Here is a 26296-nt window from a genome sequence, read left to right on the forward strand (position 1 = left end):
GAATTGATTAGAAAGTGAGGTTATTAATATGGGGTTTTTTAAAAAGGAATCTATTACAGAAGATGAAAATATAAGTATATCTAATGAAATTAATAATACTACTTGCGATACTTACCAAACAAGTCATAAGAATTCTTTTAGAAGAGATGATTTATCACTATTTTATACAAATGATATTGAATATGTAATTAATAATTTCCCATCAATGTCTATTGAAATACGAAATTCATTAAATAATTTGGCGGAAACTTTAGAAGATACTATTAATTTTATTGAAGACAAGTCAAGTGAAATAATAAAAGATAGTAGAGATTTTAAATTAAGCCAAGCTCATAGAGATACATCTATAGCTATATATGATGTCGTTGAGAATATAAGAGAATATATTGATTGGATGAAAGATGAATATGAAAAAAAAATTAACAAAGCAGATGAAAATAGTGAGAAAAACAATGTAGAATTAGAAAAAATTGTTGATAAAGAATTAGTTGATGAAGATAATAATGTAGAAATTGAGATTTTTAAAGATTTGACTTTAATTGAACCAAAAGGATTTAGGTTAAAAGAAAATCTGGTTAAAGTTGATGATTGGAATGATTTGTTAGTAAAGACTGCTGAAATTTTGAACAGGCAGTATAAAAATAATAAAAACAGCAATAAAAAATTAGGATATTTTATAATTGATGATAAAAAGTCAGAACAGAATTCCTTTAGGGATACAGCTATTGAAATGCTTAATGAATATAAGATTGGATTAGATGAATTCATAATAATATCTTAGTATTTAAAAGTTTGATAGGAAAATATAAAGATTTTAGCACTATAAAGCTAATAATATAAATGATGAAAAGTTAAAAGAGAAGAGGGAAAAGTTAAGAATTAAAGAAAAACAGCAAATCTATTAATATAAATATAATTAAAGAGAATTTATGTTTTTATCAAAAACTTTTAATTTTTCCCACTACTCAACTTTTATTTAAGCAAGCATGACAATAGTGGACTTGTTTTAAAAAAATATTTGACAATAATCACAAAACACAGTACAATGTAATAAAATATATTGTACACAATTAAATTTTCTAAAATACTATTTATATAAACGTATACTAATATAAAACTAGTTAAAAATATTAAATATAGATACATTAATATTTATATGAAGTGGAGGAATTATAAATGGCAAAGATAGTAAGTACAGAAGAATTTAGAGAAGAAATAAAAAATGGGGTGACTCTTGTTGACTTTTTTGCAACTTGGTGTGGACCTTGTAAAATGTTAGCTCCTGTTTTAGAGGAATTAGCAACTGAAATGGAAGGAAAAGCAAAGATAATAAAAGTTGATATTGATGAAAGTGCAGAACTTGCAGATGAATTTAGAATTTCAAGTGTACCAACAATGATGATTTTCAAAGATGGAAAGCAAGAAGATATGATGGTAGGATTCTTACCTAAAGACAGAATTAAAGAAACATTAGAAGCTCATGTATAATAATATGAAAAATGATTAAGAATATCTTTAATCTTTTTATATTAAACAAGAAATATAGAGCTTAAAATGAATTGAAATAAGATAGTATAACTTTCTATAGATATAAATTGTACGGTTCTAATATTCTTAAATTTTTAAGAATTTTAGAACTTTTATTCTAATATTCCCAAATTCTTAAGAATCTAAGAATTTTAGAACTTAAGAATTTTCGGATAGATATTTTTATTCGTAGTAAAAATGATAAACGTAGATAGTGATAATTTTTTCTTTTTAATAAATCATAATTAAGGTAAAAAATTATGGAGGAAATCATGGAAAACAGATATGATATTGCAATTATAGGGAGCGGTCCAGCTGGATTATCAGCAGCACTGAATGCGAAAATAAGAAAAAAGAATTTTATTTTATTTGGTAACAAGGATTTAACAAGTAAACTTGTGAAAGCTCATAAAATAAATAATTATTTAGGATTTTATAATAGAAGTGGAAAAGAAATAGCAGATGAATTTTCAAGGCACATTGATGAGATGGGGATAGAAATCACAGAGGAAAGAGTAAATAATATTTATGCCATGGGTGATTATTTTGGGATAATGGTAAATGATAAAATGTATGAAGCTACAAGCGTAATATTAGCTACTGGAGTTCAATATGGGAGATTATTAGACGGTGAAGAAAGATTTCTTGGAAAAGGAGTAGGTTATTGTGCAACTTGTGATGCGCCCCTTTATAAAAACAAAGTAGTAACAATAATAGCATATAATAAACATGATGAGGAAGAAGCTAATTTTATAGCATCAATAGCATCAAATGTATATTATGTTCCAATGTATGATGAAGAAGTAGAAGTTGATGATTCAATTGAAATAGTTAAAGGAATACCAGTAGAAGTTATTGGAGAAGAAAAAGTAAAAAAATTAAAGTTAAAAGATAGAGAAATAGAAACTGACGGCATATTTATATTAAGAGATAGTGTATCACCAGGACAATTAGTTCCTGGAATAAAAATTGTTGATAATCATATTGATGTTACTAGATCTATGGAAACAAGTATAAAAGGTTGTTTTGCAGCAGGGGATGTCGTTGGAAAGCCATATCAATATATAAAATCAGCTGGAGAGGGAAATATTGCAGCATTATCTGCTGTCAGCTATTTAGACTCTTTAAAAAGGTAAGATTAGGAGATTTAGTTTATGGGGAAATATGATGATATAAAACTAGAAAATCAACTTTGTTTTTCTTTGTATGCCGCATCAAGAGAAGTAATTAAATTATATAAGCCTTGCCTAGATAAATTTAATTTAACATATACTCAATATGTTGCTATGCTGGTTTTGTGGGAAGAAGAAAAAACAACAGTTAAAGGAATGGGAGAAAGACTACATTTAGATTCTGGAACACTTACACCATTATTAAAAAAAATGGAGAAGAGTGGATTGATTTCACGATATAGAGATATTAATGATGATAGAGTTGTTGTTGTTGAACTTACTGAAGAAGGAATGGAACTGAAAGAGAAGATAACATGTGTCCCATGCGAAATTAAAGGAAAACTTCACTTATCGAAAGAGCAGGCGGAGACACTTAAGAAATCTTTGGATAACCTTCTTAAAGTGCTAAGATAAAATCAAAAATATATAGAATAATATAAAAAACGAGTAGAGATTAAAAATAACTGCTCGTTTTTTTGTATTTACATAAATTACCAAATGATGTAAAATATATACAGGATTTGTTAAAAAGAAAATATATTTTAGATTAATGATTGCTTTGATGACGAAAGGGAGTAAGGGAATGAAGAGAAAGTTTATAAAAATGATTGGTTTAACAATAATGTATATGCCACAAGCATTTAGTGAAAATAAAATATTAAAAGATGAAGAATCATATATTAAATTAAGTAAAAATGAAATAATTGAAAAAATAAAAAGAGGAAAAGCCACAGTTGAAGAATATAAAGAAGTTGGAATTAATAAGATTACAGAAGAATATTTAAGTGATATAAATAATTTGCTTAAAGAAATAAATTTAACAAGCCTAAGTGAGATAAAGAAACAATGTAAATCTATAATTACTTCTTTAGTAAGAATTAATGAAGGTAATGGAACAATATTTAATTATAAAATGATAGGAATAGAAATTACAGCATCTAATTTAGAAATTATAAATAATTCAATATTTTTAGAAAGGAAAGGAAGTTATGTTAATTTTGATACTAAATTAATTAAGGAAATAGTACTTAAAGCAAATAGAAGAATTTATTGTAGTATTGCAGCTATAAACGAAGGAAATGGGACAAAGTATGATTACTTAAATTTAGAAATATCAAATGCAAATTGCGAAAATTTATATGACTTTAATATGTTCTTAAAAAATAAAAATATTCAGACACCTAATAAGATGAAAAATGAGATTAACAGGTTGATGAAAGCATTAGAAAAAATATTTGATGGAAATGGAACTTTAAGCAATTACAAAACTATAGGAATTAATATAAGCAGATCTAAGATTAAGGCAGTTAATAGTGCCATAAATGCAGTTTATGAAAGGAACAAGCAATACCTAAATATAGAAGAAATTGCGGAAATAGTTGAGACTATATCAATAGTTTACTTTGGTGACAATGAAAAGAATAAGAAAGACATAACATCTCATTCTAAGCATGAGGTACGTTGTTTGGCATAGCATTGCCCAATAAATATATTGTGTAGAATCAGAGTTTAGTGCATAACAACCGAAATTAAATATATGATATGCTCGATTGTAGGAAAATTTCATCTAAAAATTCTAATGGCAGAGGCTGCATCCAAAAATGTTTGCTCCATAAAGCAAGTTTCTGGACAAACAATTTTGGAACAGCCTCTACCAAAGAATTTAAAAGCTGAAATTTCCAATACAATGCTACGCATATTCATATATTGAATTTCTTTGTTTTTCCATAAAATCATAGATATCAAATATATTTATTGTAGCTTTTATAAGTGCATATTCTTAAGCAGAGAACCTAAATCTTGCATTTTGTGTGAATTTGTATACAAGCATATAATGTTTGGTGAGGCACGAACTTAACAATATAGAAACAGCTTCATCTAATGATGAGGCTGTTTCTATAAAATGTATATTAGTAGGTGTTTGCTGATATTTATAAATTAATACCTTTTAAAAAATTATAAAATATTAACTTTTATATCTATATAATTATGTTTTAAATAAATGTTGTTATTTATCTTATACCTCAGAAATATTTATTAATATTTTTAATAACAACATTTTATTAAAACATCTATATATGTATTAAAAAATATATTTATTTTAGAGAAATAGTTATAAATACTATTAATTTAGATGAAACAAAGAAATAAAGTTCTTATGTGTGCGGTGTCTTGCATAAAAAAATGAAGCTTTAGAATTCTTCATGTAGACTTGTTCCAGAATTGTTTGTCTAATTTTACATTGGAGCAAACATTTGTGGATGCAAGTCTGCATGTTTGAATTCTTAGCTTCATTTTTGTAGCAAGCGAGCATCACATAAGAGCTTTATTTCGGTTATTCACCCTAAACTCAGTATGTCCGATATTTATGTTGTGCCACATATAATTTGTTTCTTAAGTTGATGTAAGTTATTCTGCTACATCTATAAATTTAAATTCTTTAACATTGAATAATCCCTTATCTGTAATCTTTAAGTCTGGAATTACAGGCAATGATAAAAATGAGAGTGTCAAAAACAAATTAAAATCAAGATTAGACGTAACCTTATTAAGTGCCTTATCAAGATTTTCTATGTCTTTTATAGCTTCTATATAATTTTTGTTAGTCATAAGGCCAGCTATTTCAAGTGAAATTGAAGCTAAAACAGTTTCGTTCTGAACTATAACTATTCCACCTTGCATTTTTTCTAATTCATTAGCGGCAAAAATCATATCTTTATCATTAGTACCAGCGATTATTAAATTATGCGAATCGTGGGCTATTGTAGTTGCTACAGCTCCACTATTTAGTTTAAGCCCTTTTAATATACCTAATCCGATATTTCCGGTGTTTTTGTGTCTTTCAATTACGGCTATTTTTAATAAATCTTTATTTACACATTGTTTAAATAAAATATGATTTTTATATTTTTCTTTTATATCATCTGTAATATCAATTTTTAGATGATTTGTTTCCAATTTATTTGGTATTATCTCCATAACATTAAGAATAGACTTATTTGTTATATCTATATTAAAACTATCTTCTTTAAGAGTTGGCAAATGTATAGAATTTTTAATATTAAAGTCTGATGAATTTTCCTTGCAAACTGAATCTAGAAGTTTACCATCACTAACTACCAGTTTTCCGTTCTTATAGACTTTATTAATTTTAAAGTTATCTAAATCATCTAATATAATGAAATCAGCTACATATCCAGGGGCTATAGCGCCTTTATTATTTAATTTATATAAAACTGATGGATTGAGTGTAGCCATTTGAATTGCTGTTTCAGGTTTTAAACCTTGTTTTATGCATTTAACAATTGATGAATTTATTGAACCATTTCTAAGCATGTCATCAATATGCTTATCATCAGTACAAAGGCAGAAACGAGTACTGTTATTTTCCTTTACCGCTGGAAGAAGATCGTTTAAGTTTTTAGCCGCAGTACCTTCACGAATTAGTACATACATTCCGCGCCTTACTTTTTCAAGAGCTTCTTTAGCACTTATACATTCATGATCTGTTGAAATATTTGCAGTTCTATATGTATTAGTCATCATACTTGAAAGACCAGCACCATGTCCATCAATAACTTTAGAATTTCCAATACAGTCATAAAGCTTATCTATCATAGAATCATGGCAGCTTACAACAGCTGGGAAATTCATAACCTCAGCAAGACCAAGGATTTTATCACTTTTATAGTATTTTTTTAAATTTCTAGCTTCTAAAGTTGCACCAGAGTTTTCAAAATCTGTTCCAGGTACACATGATGGAAGCATAAAGTACATATCAAATGGAATATCATTAGATGAATTTATCATAAAATCTATGCCTTCTGTTCCAAGAACATTAGCAATTTCATGTGGATCTGCAACTACGGAGGTTATACCGTTTATTAGGGCTGCTTTATAATATTCAGATGGAGTAACTAAGCTTGACTCTATATGACAATGAGCATCTATTAATCCAGAACAAATGAATTTTCCTGTACCATCTATTACTTCAGTGCCTTCATAATCACCAATTCCTACGATGAAGGCATCTTTAATTCCTACTGTATCAGTAAATTTATCTTTATTAAATACATCTATAATTGTTATGTTTTTTATTACTAAATCGCATTTTATAGCTTTTGTAGAAGCTTTAATTGTATTTATAAATAATTCTTTTTTCAAAATCTCATCTCCTTGCACTAATATATTATTGTTATTTTTAGATTACGATTTTAATTAAATTATATCTATTATAAAAGTCATCTATATAAATTGCAATAATAGAATTTCTTTAAAATATAAAATTTTTAAATAACATTATTTTAAGAAAAATATAGAAATAATTAAGATAAGCTATAATTAAACTTTATAATATTAAGAATATATAACATGAAAACAATAAATAATATTGTATAGGAAGGAGTGATTTTATGAAAAAAATTGTTTTTATAAGACATGGACAAAGTGAATGGAATTTAGAAAATAGATTTACAGGATGGACAGATGTAGAGTTATCTGAAAATGGACTGATTGAAGCTAGGAAGGCAGGAAGAATCTTAAAGGAAAATAATTTTTCTTTTGATGTAGCTTATTCATCGGTTCTTAAAAGGTCAATAAGGACTTTATGGATAGTTCTTCATGAAATGGACTTAATGTATATACCAGTTCATAAGTGCTGGAAATTTAATGAAAGACATTATGGAGCACTTCAAGGGCTTAATAAAGAAGAAACAGCTAAAAAGTATGGTGATGAACAAGTTCATATATGGAGAAGATCAATTAACACTTCACCACCAGCATTAACTGAAGATGATCCAAGATATGCAGGAAAAGAAGAAAAGTATAAAGAATTAAAGAAGGAAAAAATACCATTAACAGAAAACCTCGAAGATACTAAAAGAAGAGTACTTGAGGAATGGGAAGAAGTTATAGTTCCAAAGTTAAAAGAAAATAAAAATATTATAATATCTGCTCATGGTAACACTTTAAGAGCGCTAGTATGGCATTTAGATAATTTGGATAGTGATGGAGTAGTTAACTTAAACATACCAACAGGAACACCACTTGTTTATGAACTTGATGATGATTTGAATCCAATAAGACATTATTATTTATCATTAGATGGCGTTATGCCAGATTATACCGTACCCAAATATATTTTATAAAAGAAAAATACAACTTATTTCTATATAATAATAAGTTGTATTTTCATTTCTTCAATTCTAGCTTTCCATTCATTACTTATTCCACTATCAGTAATAATAGTAGTAAATATATTTAAATCAGCAAAGTAAGCAGATTTCACAATGCCAAATTTTTCAGAATCAACTAAAAGAATTTTTTCAACTGAAGAAGATAATATGGCATTCTTAGTTAATACTTCATAATTGTTTGAACATGTAACACCTAAATTTTCATGAACACCAGCCGCTGAAACAAATACTTTTGTTGCTCTTGTCTTTCTTATTAAATCTATACCTTCAGGGCTTTCAAACATCTGCGTATTTGGATGAAAATATCCTCCAGAAAATATTAAGTTAATATTTTTTTTATTACTTAGTGCATTTAGAATATTAGTATTATAGATAAGAGCGGTAATTGATATATCAGAAGATATGTTTTCTGCTAATTTTTCAGTTGTTGTTCCAGTATCTATTATTATTATGTCATTATCAGTAACAAGATTGGCAGCAGCTATTCCAATTTTAATTTTTTCATTTTCATGCTTTATGGTTTCATTTTCAATTTCATAAAAAGACTCAAGTCTGTCTATATTATTTGATGGATTGTAAATTGTTGCACCATAAACATTGTTAACTATATTATTTGATTTTAATATTTTAAGGTCGCGCCTTATGGTCATTTCTGAGACATTTAACATAGATGCTAATTCTTTTACGGTAGCACCATTTTTTTCTTTTAAAATCTCTATAATCTTATTTGTTCTATTTAGTTTTTTATTCATAAATACTCATCCTTATTTACTATATTTATGTTATTATTAAAGATTATTTTACATAATAGTATGAGTTAATTTTAACATTTTGTGTTTAGAATTCAACATTTATTTAAAATAAATATCTTTTTAAACATTAACATTTATATAAAAAGCATCAATCATGTATATAAAATGTTTGAACTTTAACATTTTATGTTGACATTAAAACACTTGAAGAATATCATATAGATATAAATTATATGCATAGTATAAAACTCTAGTTAAAGCAAGATAATAAGTGCATATATTATAAATTAATAATTAAGAAGTGAGGAAAATAAATGAATACTGCAGAAATTTTAAAACATGTAGATCATACTTTATTAAAACCAGTAGCAACTTGGGAAGACATTCAAGTAATTTGCGATGAGGCAATTGAGTATAAGACAGCATCAGTATGTATACCAGCATGCTATATAACTCGTATACATGAAAAATACCCAGAACTTAATATTTGTACTGTAGTAGGATTTCCTTTAGGATATTCATCAACTGAGGGAAAGGTAGCTGAAACTAAAAAAGCTATTGAAGATGGAGCAAATGAAATTGACATGGTTATAAACATAACTGATGTTAAAAATAAATTATATGATAAAGTGACAGAAGAAATTAAAGCATTAAAAGAAGCTTGTGGTGATAAAATATTAAAGGTTATAATTGAAACTTGTTATTTAACAGAAGAAGAAAAAATAGCAATGTGCAAATGCGTTACAGATGCAGGTGCAGATTATATTAAGACATCTACTGGATTTGGAACAGGCGGAGCAACTCTTGAAGATGTGAAATTATTCAAGAAGCATATTGGACCAAATGTAAAGATCAAGGCAGCTGGCGGAGTAAGCACTGTTGAAGATCTTGAGATGTTTATAAATGAAGGCTGTGACAGAATCGGAACTAGTAGAGCTGTAGGTCTTTTAAAAGGTGAAGAAACACAAGGATATTAATCAATTCAAAATTCACAATTAATTGCATTTTAGAAATCGAAGCAGGTAAATTAGTATGAAGCTCTAAGGAGAATGTTTAAGTAACAAAATGTGAAAATTACTTTAACTTTTCATTAGATGGTCTATAAAATTTTTATATTCCATAAAAATTTATTATTGAAATTTGATCTGTTAATTATAAATTATGCATTAAATTGTAAATTATAAATTGAGTTGTGAATTGCACATTAAATTGTGAGTTATAAATTGAATTGTGAATTGCATATTAAACTGTGAATTATGAATTGTGAATTGAAAAGGGGTTGGTTATATGCATTTTGTAGATATAATAAATAAGAAAAAAGATAAAAAAGCATTAACTCATGAAGAAATACAATTTTGGATTGATGGTGTTGTAAGCGGATCAATACCAGACTATCAAACAAGTTCCCTTCTTATGGCAATAGTTTTAAATGGAATGAATGAAGATGAAACTGCATATTTAGCTAAAGCAATGATGAACAGCGGTGATGTGATAGATTTAACATCAATTCCAGGAATCAAGGCAGATAAACATTCAACAGGCGGAGTTGGAGATAAAACTTCTATGGCACTTGGACCAATGGTTGCAGCATGTGGACTTAAGGTTGCTAAAATGTCAGGAAGAGGCCTTGGCCATACAGGAGGAACTTTAGATAAGTTAGAATCTATAGAAGGATTTAATTGTTTCTTATCAGAAGAACAATTTAAAAAGCAGGTTGAAGAGGTTGGAATAGCTATAATTGGTCAAACAGGAGATTTAGTTCCTGCTGATAAAAAATTATATGCTCTTAGAGATGTTACAGGAACAGTAAATTCTATACCACTAATAGCTTCATCTATTATGTCTAAAAAATTAGCATCTGGATCAGATACTATACTTTTAGATGTTAAATATGGTGAAGGTGCATTTATGCATAATGTTGAAGATGCAACAGAACTTGCAAATGAAATGATAAAAATAGGTAATAATCTAGGAAGAAATACAATGGCTATGATAACTGATATGAATCAGCCACTTGGAAATGCTATTGGTAATTCTTTAGAAATAATAGAAGCAATTGAAACATTAAAAGGTAATGGACCTAAAGATTTTACAGAGCTTTGTATGCAGGCTGGAGAAATAATGCTTATTCAGGGTAAAATTACACAAACTAAGGAAGAAGCAAGAAAAATGCTTATGGATGCAGTAAACTCAGGCAGAGCTTTTGAAAAATTTAAAGAAATGGTTAAAGCACAAGGCGGTAATACAGCTATGCTTGATGACACTTCCTTATTACCTAAGTCTAAATTTATTACAGAAATAAAAGCAGAAAGAGAAGGTAATGTAGAAGTACTTCATTCAGAAAAATTAGGAATACTTGCAATGCATCTTGGTGCAGGAAGAGCAACTAAAGAAGATTTAATAAATCATGGAGTGGGATTAAAAATCAACTGTAAAAGAGGAGATAAGATAAATATAGGGGATACTATATGCTATGTTTATCATGATGAGGATTTAAAAGAAGAGTGGATAAAAGAATTACATGAAGCTTTTGTAATTACTAATGAAGATGTAAAGGTGAATCCTTTAATTGAAAAAATTTTAAAATAGATATCTCATTAACTAATATTATTAATATATAATTTATAAAAGAAGCAAAAGTGTTTTAAACCAACACTTTTGCTTCTTTTATATTTAAGTAAATATCTAAACTACAAGAATAATATAAAACTACTATATTCATAAAATTAACTGTTTACAACGGCTAAAAGAGTTTTAGGATCAGTTACTATTGTTACTTCTTTTGGAAAGTCAATATCTTCAACCAATATTTTATCTTCAAACTTCAAGTTAGCTACATTAACTTCAATTGATTCAGGGATTTGTTCAACATCACCTTGGAAATCTATAAAAGGATTAAAAGTTTCTAGAAGCAATTTTCTGGATTCTAGATTTGATTGCCCAATAAATTTTACAGGAATTCTCATTTTTATTACTTCATTTGGTTTAACATATTGTAAATCTATGTGTAATGGTTCTTGACGATGATTTCCTTGAATTTCTTTAACTACACAATTCATGTTTTTACCATCTAAATCAATTTGGATGATAGATCCACTATTATTTTCACGGACCATTTTTTTTAATTCTGCATTAGATATTTTTATTGAGATTGTATTATCAAGGAATTCTCCATAAATTATCCCAGGAATTTGGCCAGTTTTTCTAAGTTTATTTGTATTTTCTTTTATATTTCTTTCGTATACCTTAAATGCTACATTTGACATAATAAATACCTCTTTCATTAATTTTATAGTTTTGCTATTTTATTAAGCCCTATATATGCTAAGGTCTACCCATATGAGATACCTAACTAACGACAATAGAGCTTAAATTAAAAGCTCCACATATGCATCAGCCTCCTTAATTCTTATTGTTACTTAAGTATAAGTGATAAATTATTTAAAAGCAAAAGAGAAAATTATCAGTTTAATAATAAAATGGTTATTTTATATGGAAGCCTTAAATAAATAATGGTTAAATTATGATAAGTTAATAAAAAATAATATATATTATTAAACTATGAAATATATACAAAATTTTACTGTAGCTTAGTGAGCTTTTTAATATGACATATATTGAAAATAGATAAATTATAATGGAAAATTCAATAGTACTAAGAGCATATAACCAAAGAACTGATTTTTTGATTTTAATTTTTATATATAGGTCTTAACGAAATATTTATCCCGAAGTTGTTTTGGTGAGAAGATATTTTTCTAAAGTCTTTTTTTTATATTTTTCAACTCAAATGTCACTACAAGTAAATATGGATATATTAAACTTTAGTATTTTTTATTGAAGAATAAGCATAAATGAAAGAAGAATATATAGAAAATCTACTAATAAGGAGAAGGCACTTATCTGCATGAAAAAAATATTTTCTTCTTTGGAGAAATTAGGTTATCCAATAATATATGGCGAAACTATTAAGGAATATTTAGAAAGATTAAAAAGTAATGAAAATTTTGAATACGATAATATTAATCAATTTATTAGAATGGTTTCAATTTGTAAGATATAGCAAGAAGTCAGTTACTCAAAAAGAAGTTAAGAGAATAGAGAAGGATGCTGTAAAAAAATATAAGCATATTGAAGGAAATGTAAAAAGTGATAGAATTAATGTTAGAAGATAAAAGTTTATAAACCAAATATTGAAATAGGAGGATTTATATGTATATTGAGATAGGCAATTATATGCAAAATATTAAACCGTTAATGAAAAAATTATTAAAAGAACTTTTAAAGGAATTTAAGTATGCATCTATTTTGGCTACAGACTCTTGTGGGAAAAATTATACAGTGTCAAAAACTTCAATAAATATAGAAGAAGCTTTTTTTAATGAAAGAGGATTTGTAGTTAGAGTATATAATGGAAGTAATTATAGTGAATATGCTTTTGACAAAATAGATGAATCTAATATAAAAAATATAGTTGAAAGTGTAAGGAATACAGCACATTTTATAAATAATGATATTACCGTTAGAAACTATGAAATGGTAATTGAAGAACAAATGAATTTTTCAAAAAATTCAGAAATCGAAATTGATCCAAAAGAATTTGGGGATGAAAAAATCATTGATTTTCTTATAAAATATAAGGATACTATTCTTGAATATGATGATAGAATAGTTGAAGCTAAAAGCAGATATAGTTATTTAAAGATAAATAAAATATTTGTATCACCGAATAAAGAACTAGAACAAGGCATTATGTGGAGTGACGGAATGTGCATGTGCATATCTGCAGATGAAAAAGGAAATAAAGTTGGGTTCAAAGCAATTGCTGGTGCTAAAGGAGCAGAGCTTTTAAAGGAATTACAACAATCAGCTGTAGAGGTTGCTAAAGAAGGAATAGATCTTTTATCAGCAAAGAGAATAGAACCAGGTGAATACGATATTATTTGTACACCTGACATTACAGGGCTTATTGCTCATGAAGCTTTTGGTCATGGTGTTGAGATGGACATGTTTGTAAAAGATAGAGCAAAAGCTAAAGACTATATAGGTAAAAGTGTTGCAGCAGACTGCGTTACAATGAGAGATGGAGCAAGTGCAATATTAAATACAGGCTCATATTTCTTTGATGATGAAGGTGAAGCTGCTCATGATACTGTAATAATAAAAGATGGAATATTAGAAAGTGGTATAAATGATAATTTAACATCATTAGCCTTAAAGAAAAAGACAACAGGAAATGGAAGAAGAGAAAGCTTTGATAGAAAAGTATATACAAGAATGACAAACACATTTTTTGAAAAAGGAACTTCAAAGCTTGAAGATATGATAAAATCAATCAAATATGGATTCTTGGTTGATGGATGTCAAAGTGGAATGGAGGACCCTAAAAACTGGGGAATTCAATGTATGTTAACAATGGCAAAAGAAATTAAAGATGGTGAATTTACAGGAAAAATATTCTCTCCAATAATAATTACAGGATATGTTCCAGACCTTCTTAAATCTATTTCAATGATATCAGAAGATTTTGGAGTTAGCGGTTCAGGATATTGCGGAAAAGGATATAAAGAGTTTGTTAAGGTATCATCTGGTGGACCATATATTAAATGTAGAGCGAGATTAGGATAAAAGGAGGTAGAGAAATGATTGATATTATTTTAAGTGTTCTTAAAGAAAATAATATTAATGAATACATTGTTTCTAAAACAATTGAAGAGAGCATAGAATTATATTTAATAAAAAAAGACTTAGATATGAACAGAAAAAAGAACATAACACAATATGAAGTGAAATTATTTAAAGAATTTAGTGAAGGTGATATAAGATATAAAGGTGATTCAAGAATTAAGATTTATGAATCCATGGATAAACATGAAATAGAAGAAGTTATAAAAAGTGCAAGTTATGCAGCATCTTTTGTAAAGAATAAAATATATAAATTGCCTAAAGGCTATTTTGGAGAAAAGAAAATAAAAGAAAGTAAATTATTAAATTTATCATTAGAAGATATTGCCTTAAAAGTAAAAAATGCATTATATAAATATGATAATTTTGAAAAAGGCTTTATTAATTCTTCTGAAATTTTTGTTACAAAGATAGATAAGAGAATAATTTCATCTAATGGAACAGATGCATCTTATATAAGATGTAGTATTAATGGTGAATTCATTACTCAATGGATAGAAAAACAAGATGTTGAAATATATAATAGCTTTAATTATGATGAATTGCTAGAAGAAGATTTAGCTTTAAAAGCAAAAGAAGCAATTATAATTACAGGATATAGAGCAAGAAGTGAAAATGCACCTAAAAATGGAATATATGATGTAATCTTAGTTGAAGATAGTGTTAAAGAATTTTTCAAATACTATTCTGAGAATGCATTAACTGAAATGGTATATCAAAAATATTCAAATTTTAATGTTAATGATAAAGTTCAAGGCAGAAAAATAAAAGGTGATAAATTAAACATAACATTAACTTCAATTGTACCTTTCAGCAATGAAGGAATAGAATTAAAAGATAGAGTTTTAATTGAAGATGGAGTGTTAAAAACATTTTATGGTTCATATAAATTCGCTGATTATTTAGGAGTAGAACCGGTTGGCGATTATAAGGCAGTAAAGATTAAAGGTGGAAAAACAAGCGAAGATGATATGTTTGAAGAAAACAATCTAAAAATATTAAGATTTTCTGATTTTCAAATGGATACTTTAACAGGAGATTTTTCAGGAGAAATTAGACTTGCATTATTAAAATGTGGCGATAAATTTATACCGTTAACTGGAGGCTCATTATCTGCTAATATAAAAGATGTTCAAGAAAAGCTTAGTTTATCTAAAGAATTACAGGAAGATGGTGCCAATGAGATGCCAAGTCAAATTAAACTAAAAAATGTAAAGATTGCAGGACTGTAGCTATATATTTAAGGTGCTAGAAAATAGTCTTAAAATTTTGTGCTTAAAAGTGTGATTTAAATTATTAAAATGTGATTTGAATCACATTTTTTTTAGTATATTAACATTATAATATACTTACAGACTTTAAATACAAATGATAAATAACGAGGAACAAATGATGAACATTAATTATAAAGAACAAACGGAAAAATGGCGAGGATTTAAAGAAATAAAAGTTAGAAAAATAGTTGAAGAAGATGATTTAGTAAAATCATTTTATTTAGAAAATGAAGACAAAAGCAGATTACCATCATTTATAGCAGGACAATATATTGCTGTAAAAATGAAAAATGAGGATGGAAGTTTTACAATTCCAAGACAATATACACTATCACTAAATTCCAATGGAGAATTTTATAGAATAAGTGTAAAAAGAGAAGACGAAGGACTTATAAGTAAAAATTTATGTGATGAGATTAAAGTAAATGACACATTATATATCACAGCGCCTATTGGAAACTTTGTGCTTAAGGACAGCGAAAAACCTTTAGTTCTTATAGGTGGAGGTATAGGAATAACGCCTATGCTTACTATGGCATATGAGGCTGTACAAACTAATAGAAAGATTTACTTGATTTATAGTACGCCTAACTCAAAGTATCATAGTTTTAAAGAAGAAATTAAAGAATTAGAAAAGAATAATAATAATTTAGAAGTAACTACTATCTATACACGGCCTTTAGATTGTGATAAGATAGGTGAGACTTTTGAGATTAGTGGAAGAATATCAAAAGAATATATGGAGAATAATCTGCCTAGAAATGGAGAATTCTATTTCTGTGGACCAGTTCAATTTATGAGAAATTTATATCATAATTTAATAGATATGAATATTAATAAAGAAGATATAAATTATGAATTATTTGCAGCTGGTGAAGATATAACAAAATAATATATTCATCTTAGAATTTGATAATAATACCACTAAAATTAACACTTATATTAAGAGAGAAGGTAAAAGAAATGTTTAGTGTGACAAACGACGGAAATAAGAATTTTAAAAATTTAGTAAATGGGAAATGGGTATCCAGTGAAAGTAATAATTTTATAGATATAAATTCACCAATAGATAACTCTTTGGTAGGAAGAGTTCCAGCTATGACTAAAGATGAAGTTGATTTTATAATAAAAGGTGCTAAAGAAGCACAAAAGGAATGGGGAAAAATTACTTTAAACGAAAGAGCTGAGATTTTATATAAAGCTGCAGATCTTTTTGTTGAATATTCAGAAGAAATAGCTGAAATAATGATTAGGGAAATAGCAAAAGACAGAAAAAGTTCTATTTCAGAAGTGGTTAGAACTGCTGATTTTATAAGATTTACAGCAGATACAGCTAAAAATATGTCAGGAGAAAGCATACCAGGTGATACATTTCCAGGGTATAAAAGAAATAAAATATCAGTTGTAAATAGAGTGCCTCTTGGAGTGGTACTTGCAATATCACCATTTAACTATCCGGTAAATCTTGCAGCATCTAAAATAGCACCAGCAATAATCGCTGGTAATTCAGTTGTATTAAAGCCAGCGACACAAGGAAGTCTTTGTGGAATATATTTAGCAAGAATATTTGAAGCAGCTGGAGTTCCAAAAGGAATAATAAATACAATAACTGGTAGAGGAAGCGAAATAGGAGATTATATTACTACTCATAAGGGTATTGACTTTATAAACTTCACAGGAAGCAGTGCAGTTGGTGAAAGAATTTCTAAAATTACAACTATGGTGCCTCTTTTAATGGAACTTGGCGGAAAGGATGCAGCAATAATATTAAAAGATGCTGATTTAGAACTTGCAGCAAGTAATATTATAGCTGGAGCATATTCATATTCAGGTCAAAGATGTACTGCAGTTAAGAGAGTTTTAGTAGAAGAAGAAATTGCAGATGCGTTAGTAGAAAAATTAAAAGAAAAGGTAGCTAAATTAAAAGTTGTTAATCCGTTAGAAGAACAAGGGGATGTTGTACCTCTTATAAACACTAAAAGCGCAGATTTTGTTTGTGAATTGATGGAAGATGCAAAAGAAAAAGGTGCTGAGTTACTTTTTGGAGGAAAAAGAGAAGGAAATGTTATTTATCCAACACTATTTGATAAGGTGACAGAAGATATGAGACTTGCATGGGAAGAACCATTTGGACCAGTTCTTCCAATAATGAGAGTTAAAGATAGAGATGAAGCTATACGTATATCAAACGAATCAGAATATGGTCTTCAAGGAGCTGTATTTACAGAAAATATAGATAATGCATTTTATGTTGCTGATAAATTAGAGGTTGGTACAGTTCAAATTAATAACAAGACTGAAAGAGGTCCAGATCATTTCCCATTCTTAGGAGTTAAATCTTCTGGAATTGGAACTCAAGGAATAAGATATTCTATTGAGGCTATGACTAGATTAAAAGGTACTGTTATTAACTTAAGATAATAACATTAGAGTATAATAATTTAAAAAGAAATTAAAATATTATATGAGAGGGCATGAAATTATAAATTACTAATATGTAAATATAATTTCATGCTTTTTATATTTTTTATAAAACATTTGGTATAGATAATGTAAAAAAGCAACTTATAAAAAGAAATGATTATGTAACAGGTGTTACAGAAGTATTTCTTTTTATAAGTTAAAATTAATTCAACAAAATAATTTATAAGTTACAGTAAGTATGAAAATAATAATATGAGCTCATGATTGGTTAAAATAGCAGAATAAAAGAAAAATATTTTTAAAGAAAAATAAAGCGAGGTATGTTATATGAATGCAATAGATATAATGGTAAAAGAACATGAAGTGATTACAAGAATGCTTAAAATTATTAGAAAGATTTCGTTAAATATTTTAAATAATAAAGAAATAAATTATGAAGAATTTGAAACAATAATAGATTTTATAAGAAATTATGCTGATGGACACCATCATAATAAAGAAGAAATAAAGCTTTTTAACAAAATGGTTGAGAATTTAGGCGCAGTTGGTGAGAAAATAATAAAACATGGAATGTTAGTTGAACATGATATGGGAAGAATGTATGTAAGAGACTTAGAAGAAGCTCTATCTAAAGTTAAAAAAGGAGATGAAGAAGCTAAGCTTGATGTAATAGCAAATGCCATATCATATACACATCTTTTAGAAAGACACATTGAAAAAGAAAACAATGTTATATATAAATTTGCACAAAGAGAGCTAAAAGATGAGATACTTAAAGAAATAGATATAGAATGTTTTAAATATGAAGAAGAGAATAAAGATGTTAAAAATAAGTATATAAGAATAGTTGAAAGCTTAGAAGAGAAATATAGATAAGTTTATAATTTATAGAGTATTTAACCAGAATATATATTGTACATTAAATAAATTTAATGTTAATCTAGATATAAAAGATTATAAAGGATGATATATATGAATACAGCTGGAAACTCTAATATGTGTAAGGGTCATTGTGCAAGTGGAATTCCTTTATTTTATAATCTAGATTGCACTGAGCTATTGGAAGTAGTAAAAGCAATTGGAAGCAGAGAAGTAAAAAAAGGTGATGTGATATTTCAAGAAGGCGGTATATCAAATTCACTATGCTTTATAAATGAAGGAAAAGTTAAATTATATAAATATACAAAAGATGGGAAAGAACAGATACTTAGCATTCTATCAAAAAATGATTTTGTGGGAGATTTGGAGTTATTAAAAGAATCTCCTCATAAATTTAATGCAGAAGCTATAGAAGATTGTAAGTTATGCATTATAACTAAAGATGAGATGAAAACACTGATGATGAATAATCCTGAAATGGGCATTAAAATTTTAGAAAGTGTTGCAGAAAAATTATCTCAAATGGAAGAATTAATCCAAAATTTAGCGACTAATGATATAGATGCAAGAGTGGCATATTTATTAATAGAACTCATTGAAAAATATGGACATAGAAAAGATGACAATATAATTATAGAACTATCTATAACACGAGAAGACATGGCAAATTATATAGGCGTTACGAGGGAAACAATGAGTAGGAAGCTTAGGAAATTTGAAGATGATGGAATAATACAATTAGATGGAATGAAAAGGATAATTGTATTAAATGAAGAGAAATTAAAATTGATGTAATAATTAAATTGCTTTTATTTTCAATAGCCCTAGATTAAATATAGTATATGATTAAATTATTTATTGATAATTTGAAGTGTATTAGATGTTTATAGATATTTGTAATTTATAAACATCTGTAATAATATAATAATTGTATAGTATATTATTATAAGAAGGGAGGATGAAAATGAGTTGGTATTTAAATGTACTTAAAAATTATGTGAATTTTAATGGAAGAGCTAGAAGAAAAGAATATTGGATGTTTGTATTATTTAATGTTATTTTCGCAATCATATTGAATGTTATTGACTATTTACTTGGAACATCTCCAATAATTTCTTTAATTTACAGCTTAGGAGTACTTATTCCTGGTATAGCAGTTTGCGTTAGGAGACTACATGACATTGGAAAAAGTGGATGGTGGTATTTTATAAGTTTTATTCCGATTATAGGTGGTATATGGTTGCTTATATTACTTTGCAGGGATAGCCAATTAGAAAAGAATATTTATGGATTAAATCCTAAAGAAATCTTATAAATAAAGAAGCAGTAATAGTAGTTATATGCTCCTTTTTTGGTAGACATGTAAAACAATAAAAATGTCTATATAGAGGAGAAGTTAATATTGAGCTATTACTGCTTTTTATTATATTTTAGTAACAAATGTTACATACAAAAACAAGTTAAAAAGATATAATAATTTTAACAAAAATTTAATTATAAGAAGTTTTTATTACATATAAGTATGAAAATCGTAGATATTAATTAGAATAATTTTTATACTAGATTTTAATTTAGGAGGAATACATATGAGCGCTTTTTTAGGAAAAATCCATTATTGGTTATTTAATAAAATATTATGGTTTGAAAATCTAGAGGATGAGATAGTGAACCTTGCAAAAGATGAAGGTTTAAATATAGAAAAGTTGAAAATGCATGCCGAAGAAAGATATGGTGAGAAATTACCACATAAATCACTTGAAGAATTAATAGATCACAGCAATATACATGGATGGTTACAAAATAAGATTCATAATGCAGAAGGAAGAATGGCTTTTTATACTAAAACAATTTTAGAAAATGATAATCTATCTTTGACTAAAATTGAAAATATATATAAAGAACAAGGTATAAAAGCAGCTGATGAAGTTAAAAATGAAGAGCAAGATATAAAAAATGCACAAGATATATTTACAGAAGTTAATAATTATATTTTAGATGGTATGCCATGTGATAGAGTTAATGAATTTATAGAGCTTAGTGACGAAAAGGTAACATGGAAAAGAAGAGTATGTGTCCATAAAGAAACATGGGAAAAAGAAGAAGTAGACGTTAGTATATTCTATAGTTTAAGAAACTTATGGATTGAAGAATTCGTGAAGAATTTAAATAATAACTTTAGATATATATTTAGTGAGGATGAAACTTTTTCTATAGAAAGAATATAAGTAAGTATTGACTTTTTAGAAAAATAATAGTAGTATTAAAATAATTTAATATGGCATAACGAAAACTTATAGTACAAAATCTATATTTTGGAGTATAAGATATGAAAAGCTATGATAAGAATAAGTAGTAATATATAATCCAAACAGAAAGTAACCGGTTGATGAGAGGTGCATGGTAGTTTATTATGAATACATCTTTGAGCTTCACACCAAACGATTTTTTATCTAGTAGGCTGTGACGTAACCTGCACACGTTATAGTGCTAGAGTATAACCCATGTAAAGCAATGGAGTACTCGAAGAGGTAGACAATGTGAGTTGTCTATAAACTAAGGTGGTAGCACGAGATATTCTCTCGTCCTTTTGATATTCAAGAGGACGGGAGTTTTTTATTTTCTCAGAATTTATAGTGAATCTGAAACTGTTAAAATAGTACTATTTAAGGATATAATAGATTTTAATAATTTTTTTTAATAGCTGTAAATTTTACATTATCACTTTAAGAAGAGAACTTATGCAAGCATTTCATGAATCTTATAGAACTTGCTTATATTAAAAAATATAATATAAGGAGAGTTTTGAAATGAACAAAACAATTGATGAACAATTAAGGATTATAATGAAGGGAGTAGATACTATTGTAAGTGAAGAAAGCTTAAGAAAAAAATTAGAAAAATGCGAAAAAGAAAATAAAAAGCTTACAATAAAACTTGGCCTTGATCCAAGTGCACCAGATATACATTTAGGCCATGCAGTTGTATTACGTAAAATTAAACAAATGCAGGATTTGGGGCATAAGGCAGTAATTATAATTGGAGATTTTACAGGAAAGATAGGAGATCCAACAGGAAAAGCTAAAGGAAGAAAAGCGTTAACAGATGAACAAGTAAAAGCTAATGCAGAAACTTATAAAGAGCAAATATTTAAAGTTTTAGACAAAGATAAGACTGAGATTAGATTTAATAGTGAATGGCTTTCAAAATTAGCCTTTGATGATGTATTAAATCTTGCAGCGACAACTACTGTAGCGCGTATGATGGAAAGAGATGATTTTCAAAAAAGATTTAAGAATAATGTGCCAATAGGGATTCATGAATTCTTTTACCCATTGATGCAAGCCTACGATTCAGTAGCATTAGAGGCAGATATAGAGCTCGGTGGAACTGATCAGACTTTTAATATCTTAATTGGAAGAACACTTCAAAAGGCAAAAGGACAGGAAGAGCAAGTGGCAATGTTTATGCCTATTCTTGAAGGATTAGATGGAATAGAAAAAATGAGTAAGAGCCTTGGAAATTATATCGGAGTTAGTGAACCAGCAAATGTAATGTTTAAAAAGGTTATGGAAATACCAGATAATCTTATAATTAAATACTTTGAACTTGCAACTGATGAACATCCAGATATTGTAGATAAAATAAAGGAGCAATTGAAGAATGGAAAAAACCCAAGAGATGTTAAATTTGAGTTAGCTAAAATTATAACAGGACTATATCACTCAGATGAAGAAGTAAAAGAGTCAATTAAATTTTATGATGCAGCATTTAGTAAAAAATCAATTCCAGAAAATATTCCAGAAATAAAAATGAATGATAGCATAAAACATTTAGAAGATATTATACAATTGCTTATTGATGATAATTTTATTCAAAGTAAAAGTGAAATAAGAAGGCTTATAAGTCAAGGTGGAGTCCAAATAAATGGTGAAAAAATAAATGAAATCAGTGCAATATTAAACAATGGTGATGTTATTAAAATTGGAAAGAAAAAGTTCGTTAAGATAGTTCTATAGGCTGAAAGTAATTTTGGAGTTGCTATGTAGGCCATTAATAGTATATAAAAAATTAAATAAATAAGGATACAGTATTTTAGGCTGTATCCTTAAATTTTTAGATAAAAACTATTTTATAGGCAGAAATTTAGATCTTATACATCGACTAGTGTTTTGGATTAGCTTTCTGATTTCTCTAGAAGAAGATCTATCATTATGTTCTTCATTATTTTTATCTGATAATAATAAAGATCCTATATGCTTAAAAGAATCAGATGACTTTGAATCATTATTATTGTTTATAGTATACTGATCGAATGAAGATAAATTAGATGTCATATAATTCTTATCATTAAAAATAAATGTTTGAAAACATATAAATATACCTATAAAAATTATAAGTGGTATTGATAGCTTCAATAATAATTTAATCAAAATCAACTCCTTTTCTATTATCATACAAAGTATTGAAAATATTACATATTTAATTATCGATATTTTGTTAAATACTTTATATATTTTTACTGTTATTCTAAATTAAGTTTATTTTTCAATATATATCTAGTGATTAAGAAGAATATAGTAAACCAAAGAGCATTTATAAAGGCAGCTCCTAAGCCTATAAGATGTACAAGTGCTGTCATATTAGATTGGAACACTAAACTCATATATTCACTAAAACTATTAGGAATTAAAAGCATAATTGATGAGAAAATTGTATTCATAATTATATTTAAAACTATGAAGGCACCAAATGATCCAAGAATCTTCATTTTAGGCAATAAGTGTCCGATTGAAATTGAAGTATATATTAAAGTGATATTTAAAGCAAGTTGTAGTAAACCAGCTACTAAGAATTCTATACCTACAAGTATAAGCGATCCACCAAATTCAGAGTAAGCTTTAGAAAATGCTTCAGGTATTATTGAAAAGAAGTTACTAAATGCTTCTCTGTTATACATCATGATTATTATTGATAATATAGCAACAAAAATACTAACTAAACTCCAAATTATAGCAGAAATAAGTTTTGAAGATATATTTGAAGTTGTAGAAACAGGAAGTGTATTCATTAAATAACCTTCATCACCAAGTAAGTTTTTATAAAAACGCTGTATTATTATAAATATTGTTACTATAAATACGGCTGCCATTGTAGCACCATAGGTAAATATGCTAACTACAGCAGGTATTCCGCCAAGAAAGTCCATGTTTACGCCATCTAATTTAGTCCCAATAAATATTTTTACGATAAAAGCAAAGATTAAAAGAGCACCATAAAGGGGTAATAATATTCTACTTGTTGCTTTAAATTCATATTTTAATAACTTTCCTAACATTTGAACACCTCCCTAAATAAAGAATCAACACTTTTTCCTTCATCTTCTCTAATTTCATCAACAGTCTTTTCAAGAGCTATCTCACCGTGTGAAATGAAGATGACATCATCTAGTATTCGCTCTATATCTGAAATAAGATGAGTAGTTATTATAATAGTAGCATCTTCATTATAGTTAGTTAATATTGTGTTTAATATATAATCTCTTGCAGCAGGATCAACACCGGCTATTGGTTCATCTAGAAAATAAAGTTTTGCTTCTCTGCTCATCACTAGGATAAGCTGAACCTTTTCTTTGGTACCCTTTGACATAGTTTTTAATTTATCATTAGGATTAATATTTAGCTTTTTTAGCATATCATAAGCTTTTTCAGAGTTAAAATTTTCATAAAAATCTCTAAAGAAGCTTATGATATCAGAAACTTTCATCCAATCATTTAAATAGGTTCTTTCAGGCAAGTATGAAACCATCTTTTTAGTTTCAATTCCAGGATGCATTCCATTTATTAAAATTTCACCACTTGTAGGAGTTAAAAGGCCATTAGCAATTTTGGTTAATGTACTTTTCCCGCTACCATTTGGTCCAAGAAGACCAACAATTCTACCTCTTTTTATTGAAAGGTTTATTCCTTTCAAAGCTTGTTTGTTAGAAAAGGTCTTAACTAAGTTTTTACATTCAAGTATAGGATTATCATTTAATATTTCATCATTAGTAGGAGAAGTAGTTAAATTATTAGTGTTCATTATTATTTCATCTCCTTTGCAATATTTTCCATAAGCGCAATAGCTTCTTTTCTGCCAAAGCCTATCTTTTCCATGTTATTTAAAAATTTTTCAATTTGCTCTCTTGCTAAATCTTTTCTCATATTTTCAACCATATTACTATCCTCCGTAATAAATCTACCACTTGTTCTCTGGCTAAAAACCAAACCGATTCTTTCAAGCTCTGAAAGAGCTTTTTGCATTGTATTTGGATTGACAGCAGCCTCACTTGCTAAGTCTCTAACTGATGGAAGTTTTTCTCCAACTTTATATTGGCCACATATTATTTTTAGTTGAATCTGTTCCATAAGTTGCAAATATATTGGTCTATCATCTGTGAATTGCCATGTCATAATCTCACTCCTTTTGTATTATTATATTATTGTACTAAGTTCTTAATACAATAATATAATGGCAAGAAAAAAATGTCAATATATTTTTATGTGCTTATCAATAAAATTTAAATCATCTAGATAAAATTGAAGTATACTATGAAGTTTTTAGTAGTTCATATATCTTAAATTATCATATATTTAAGACGTACAATTGGTTGAATGGCATTAAGAAATTGTGATATAATTGAGATAAGTTATGAAGCAATGATGTATAAATTTCTGTTTTCATAACTTTTTTTATTACGATTTTAGTTGTAAAATATAATATAAGTTGATAAAAGATAAATTTTAATTAACTATTATTAAACAATTAATATGAAAAATCGGGAGGAATTATTATGTTAAAAATCACAAATACAGATAAAGCACCAGCTGCTATAGGACCATATTCACAAGCAGTTTCAGTTGGAGACTTATTATTTACATCAGGACAAATTGCTTTATGCCCAAAATCAGGTGAGGTTGTTGGAACAACTATTGAAGAACAAACAACTCAAGTTATGAAAAACATTAGTGCGATATTAGAAGCAAATAATGTAAAATTTGAAAATGTAGTTAAGACTACTTGCTTCCTTGCTAATATGTCTGACTTTGGAAAGTTTAATGAAATATATGGAGAGTATTTTATAAGTAAGCCTGCACGTTCTTGCGTTGCAGTTAAAGAACTTCCTAAAAATGTTTTATGTGAAGTTGAAGTTATAGCGTATAAAGGTTAATTAATTAACAGTCTAAAACACCCAAATAATATATGATTTGGGTGTTTAATTTTTACTTATTCTTCATTTTAAAATTTTTCTTTATAACCTTAGTTTTTTAAACTTTCTTTCTTAAAATCAACCAACAATAATACTCCAAATAGCTCTTTCTATTTCCAAAACTATCGATTCTAATATTTTT

At 27.4% G+C, this 26296-nt stretch carries 26 protein-coding genes and 1 other annotated feature; of the genes, 19 read left to right on the plus strand and 7 right to left on the minus strand.

Going from position 1 to position 26296, the window contains the following annotated elements; translation table 11 throughout:
* Positions 1-28: 28 nt before the first annotated feature.
* The 5 genes from CNEONATNEC86_RS05875 (at position 29) to CNEONATNEC86_RS05895 (ending at position 4173) form a co-directional block, all read left to right on the plus strand.
* Positions 29-781 (plus strand): hypothetical protein, encoded by a 753-nt coding sequence (locus tag CNEONATNEC86_RS05875; protein ID WP_125148327.1) that lies wholly within the window; start codon positions 29-31, stop codon positions 779-781.
* Between the two features lie 395 nt (positions 782-1176).
* Positions 1177-1488 carry a thioredoxin gene (gene trxA, locus CNEONATNEC86_RS05880; protein ID WP_058294345.1) on the plus strand — a complete coding sequence of 104 codons (312 nt, stop codon included), beginning with the start codon at positions 1177-1179 and terminating at the stop codon, positions 1486-1488.
* Between the two features lie 311 nt (positions 1489-1799).
* Positions 1800-2663, plus strand: a complete 864-nt coding sequence (locus CNEONATNEC86_RS05885) for an NAD(P)/FAD-dependent oxidoreductase (protein WP_125148326.1) — start codon at positions 1800-1802, stop codon at positions 2661-2663.
* Positions 2664-2681: 18 nt separating this feature from the next.
* Positions 2682-3113 carry a MarR family winged helix-turn-helix transcriptional regulator gene (locus CNEONATNEC86_RS05890; RefSeq protein ID WP_058294347.1) on the plus strand — a complete coding sequence of 144 codons (432 nt, stop codon included), beginning with the start codon at positions 2682-2684 and terminating at the stop codon, positions 3111-3113.
* Positions 3114-3282: 169 nt separating this feature from the next.
* Positions 3283-4173 carry a hypothetical protein gene (locus tag CNEONATNEC86_RS05895; RefSeq protein ID WP_159135682.1) on the plus strand — a complete coding sequence of 297 codons (891 nt, stop codon included), beginning with the start codon at positions 3283-3285 and terminating at the stop codon, positions 4171-4173.
* Between the two features lie 935 nt (positions 4174-5108).
* Here CNEONATNEC86_RS05895 and ade read toward each other — a convergent pair.
* Positions 5109-6863, minus strand: coding sequence for an adenine deaminase (gene ade, locus CNEONATNEC86_RS05900; protein WP_159135683.1), 1755 nt, complete (start codon positions 6861-6863; stop codon positions 5109-5111).
* Between the two features lie 248 nt (positions 6864-7111).
* Here ade and gpmA point away from each other — a divergent pair, with 248 nt between their 5' ends.
* Positions 7112-7846, plus strand: coding sequence for a 2,3-diphosphoglycerate-dependent phosphoglycerate mutase (gpmA, locus tag CNEONATNEC86_RS05905; RefSeq protein WP_125148323.1), 735 nt, complete (start codon positions 7112-7114; stop codon positions 7844-7846).
* A gap of 20 nt (positions 7847-7866) precedes the next feature.
* On the opposite strand, the gene CNEONATNEC86_RS05910 is transcribed toward gpmA, so the two are convergent.
* On the minus strand, positions 7867-8646 hold the full coding sequence (locus tag CNEONATNEC86_RS05910) for a DeoR/GlpR family DNA-binding transcription regulator (RefSeq protein WP_125148322.1): 780 nt from the start codon (positions 8644-8646) through the stop codon (positions 7867-7869).
* A gap of 314 nt (positions 8647-8960) precedes the next feature.
* Here CNEONATNEC86_RS05910 and deoC point away from each other — a divergent pair, with 314 nt between their 5' ends.
* Positions 8961-9623: a deoxyribose-phosphate aldolase gene (gene deoC, locus CNEONATNEC86_RS05915; RefSeq protein WP_058294352.1), complete on the plus strand. Its 663-nt coding sequence runs from the start codon at positions 8961-8963 to the stop codon at positions 9621-9623.
* A 310-nt stretch (positions 9624-9933) separates the two neighbouring features.
* Complete coding sequence (locus tag CNEONATNEC86_RS05920) at positions 9934-11235, plus strand: pyrimidine-nucleoside phosphorylase (RefSeq protein ID WP_058294353.1); 1302 nt, start codon at positions 9934-9936, stop codon at positions 11233-11235.
* Positions 11236-11372: 137 nt separating this feature from the next.
* On the opposite strand, the gene CNEONATNEC86_RS05925 is transcribed toward CNEONATNEC86_RS05920, so the two are convergent.
* On the minus strand, positions 11373-11912 hold the full coding sequence (locus CNEONATNEC86_RS05925; protein WP_159115837.1) for a 50S ribosomal protein L25: 540 nt from the start codon (positions 11910-11912) through the stop codon (positions 11373-11375).
* A 641-nt stretch (positions 11913-12553) separates the two neighbouring features.
* Here CNEONATNEC86_RS05925 and CNEONATNEC86_RS05930 point away from each other — a divergent pair.
* The 10 genes from CNEONATNEC86_RS05930 (at position 12554) to tyrS (ending at position 22924) form a co-directional block, all read left to right on the plus strand.
* On the plus strand, positions 12554-12709 hold the full coding sequence (locus CNEONATNEC86_RS05930) for a hypothetical protein (RefSeq protein ID WP_159135684.1): 156 nt from the start codon (positions 12554-12556) through the stop codon (positions 12707-12709).
* 149 nt (positions 12710-12858) lie between these two features.
* Positions 12859-14274 carry a TldD/PmbA family protein gene (locus CNEONATNEC86_RS05935; RefSeq protein WP_159135685.1) on the plus strand — a complete coding sequence of 472 codons (1416 nt, stop codon included), beginning with the start codon at positions 12859-12861 and terminating at the stop codon, positions 14272-14274.
* Positions 14275-14288: 14 nt separating this feature from the next.
* Positions 14289-15563, plus strand: a complete 1275-nt coding sequence (locus CNEONATNEC86_RS05940) for a metallopeptidase TldD-related protein (protein WP_159135686.1) — start codon at positions 14289-14291, stop codon at positions 15561-15563.
* 157 nt (positions 15564-15720) lie between these two features.
* Complete coding sequence (locus tag CNEONATNEC86_RS05945; protein WP_230131914.1) at positions 15721-16497, plus strand: FAD-binding oxidoreductase; 777 nt, start codon at positions 15721-15723, stop codon at positions 16495-16497.
* A 71-nt stretch (positions 16498-16568) separates the two neighbouring features.
* A complete protein-coding gene (locus CNEONATNEC86_RS05950; protein WP_159135687.1) occupies positions 16569-18026 on the plus strand; it encodes an NADP-dependent glyceraldehyde-3-phosphate dehydrogenase in 1458 nt (485 codons plus the stop codon).
* A 330-nt stretch (positions 18027-18356) separates the two neighbouring features.
* On the plus strand, positions 18357-18905 hold the full coding sequence (locus CNEONATNEC86_RS05955; RefSeq protein ID WP_125148318.1) for a hemerythrin domain-containing protein: 549 nt from the start codon (positions 18357-18359) through the stop codon (positions 18903-18905).
* Between the two features lie 96 nt (positions 18906-19001).
* A complete protein-coding gene (locus CNEONATNEC86_RS05960; protein ID WP_058294361.1) occupies positions 19002-19703 on the plus strand; it encodes a Crp/Fnr family transcriptional regulator in 702 nt (233 codons plus the stop codon).
* Between the two features lie 169 nt (positions 19704-19872).
* Positions 19873-20223: a DUF805 domain-containing protein gene (locus CNEONATNEC86_RS05965; RefSeq protein ID WP_058294362.1), complete on the plus strand. Its 351-nt coding sequence runs from the start codon at positions 19873-19875 to the stop codon at positions 20221-20223.
* 271 nt (positions 20224-20494) lie between these two features.
* Positions 20495-21133: a hypothetical protein gene (locus CNEONATNEC86_RS05970; RefSeq protein WP_159135688.1), complete on the plus strand. Its 639-nt coding sequence runs from the start codon at positions 20495-20497 to the stop codon at positions 21131-21133.
* A 102-nt stretch (positions 21134-21235) separates the two neighbouring features.
* Positions 21236-21498, plus strand: a binding site (T-box leader).
* A 217-nt stretch (positions 21499-21715) separates the two neighbouring features.
* Positions 21716-22924, plus strand: coding sequence for a tyrosine--tRNA ligase (gene tyrS / locus CNEONATNEC86_RS05975; RefSeq protein ID WP_159135689.1), 1209 nt, complete (start codon positions 21716-21718; stop codon positions 22922-22924).
* A gap of 108 nt (positions 22925-23032) precedes the next feature.
* On the opposite strand, the gene CNEONATNEC86_RS05980 is transcribed toward tyrS, so the two are convergent.
* The 4 genes from CNEONATNEC86_RS05980 to CNEONATNEC86_RS05995 all read right to left on the minus strand — a co-directional run bounded on the left by CNEONATNEC86_RS05980 (position 23033) and on the right by CNEONATNEC86_RS05995 (position 25357).
* Positions 23033-23338, minus strand: coding sequence for a hypothetical protein (locus CNEONATNEC86_RS05980; protein ID WP_058294365.1), 306 nt, complete (start codon positions 23336-23338; stop codon positions 23033-23035).
* Between the two features lie 92 nt (positions 23339-23430).
* Entirely contained in the window at positions 23431-24243 is an 813-nt protein-coding gene (locus CNEONATNEC86_RS05985) for an ABC transporter permease (protein WP_159115844.1), read from the minus strand.
* Positions 24237-24986 carry an ABC transporter ATP-binding protein gene (locus CNEONATNEC86_RS05990; protein ID WP_058294367.1) on the minus strand — a complete coding sequence of 250 codons (750 nt, stop codon included), beginning with the start codon at positions 24984-24986 and terminating at the stop codon, positions 24237-24239. The genes CNEONATNEC86_RS05985 and CNEONATNEC86_RS05990 overlap by 7 nt, the downstream gene beginning before the upstream one ends.
* Before the next feature lie 2 nt (positions 24987-24988).
* The gene (locus CNEONATNEC86_RS05995; protein ID WP_058294368.1) at positions 24989-25357 is read right to left on the minus strand and encodes a GntR family transcriptional regulator; all 369 of its coding nucleotides are present in this window, start codon (positions 25355-25357) and stop codon (positions 24989-24991) included.
* Between the two features lie 380 nt (positions 25358-25737).
* Here CNEONATNEC86_RS05995 and CNEONATNEC86_RS06000 point away from each other — a divergent pair, with 380 nt between their 5' ends.
* Positions 25738-26115 carry a RidA family protein gene (locus CNEONATNEC86_RS06000; protein WP_058294369.1) on the plus strand — a complete coding sequence of 126 codons (378 nt, stop codon included), beginning with the start codon at positions 25738-25740 and terminating at the stop codon, positions 26113-26115.
* Positions 26116-26296 lie beyond the last annotated feature (181 nt).

The sequence above is a fragment of the Clostridium neonatale genome (genome assembly GCF_900465025.1).
Classification (GTDB): domain Bacteria; phylum Bacillota; class Clostridia; order Clostridiales; family Clostridiaceae; genus Clostridium; species Clostridium neonatale.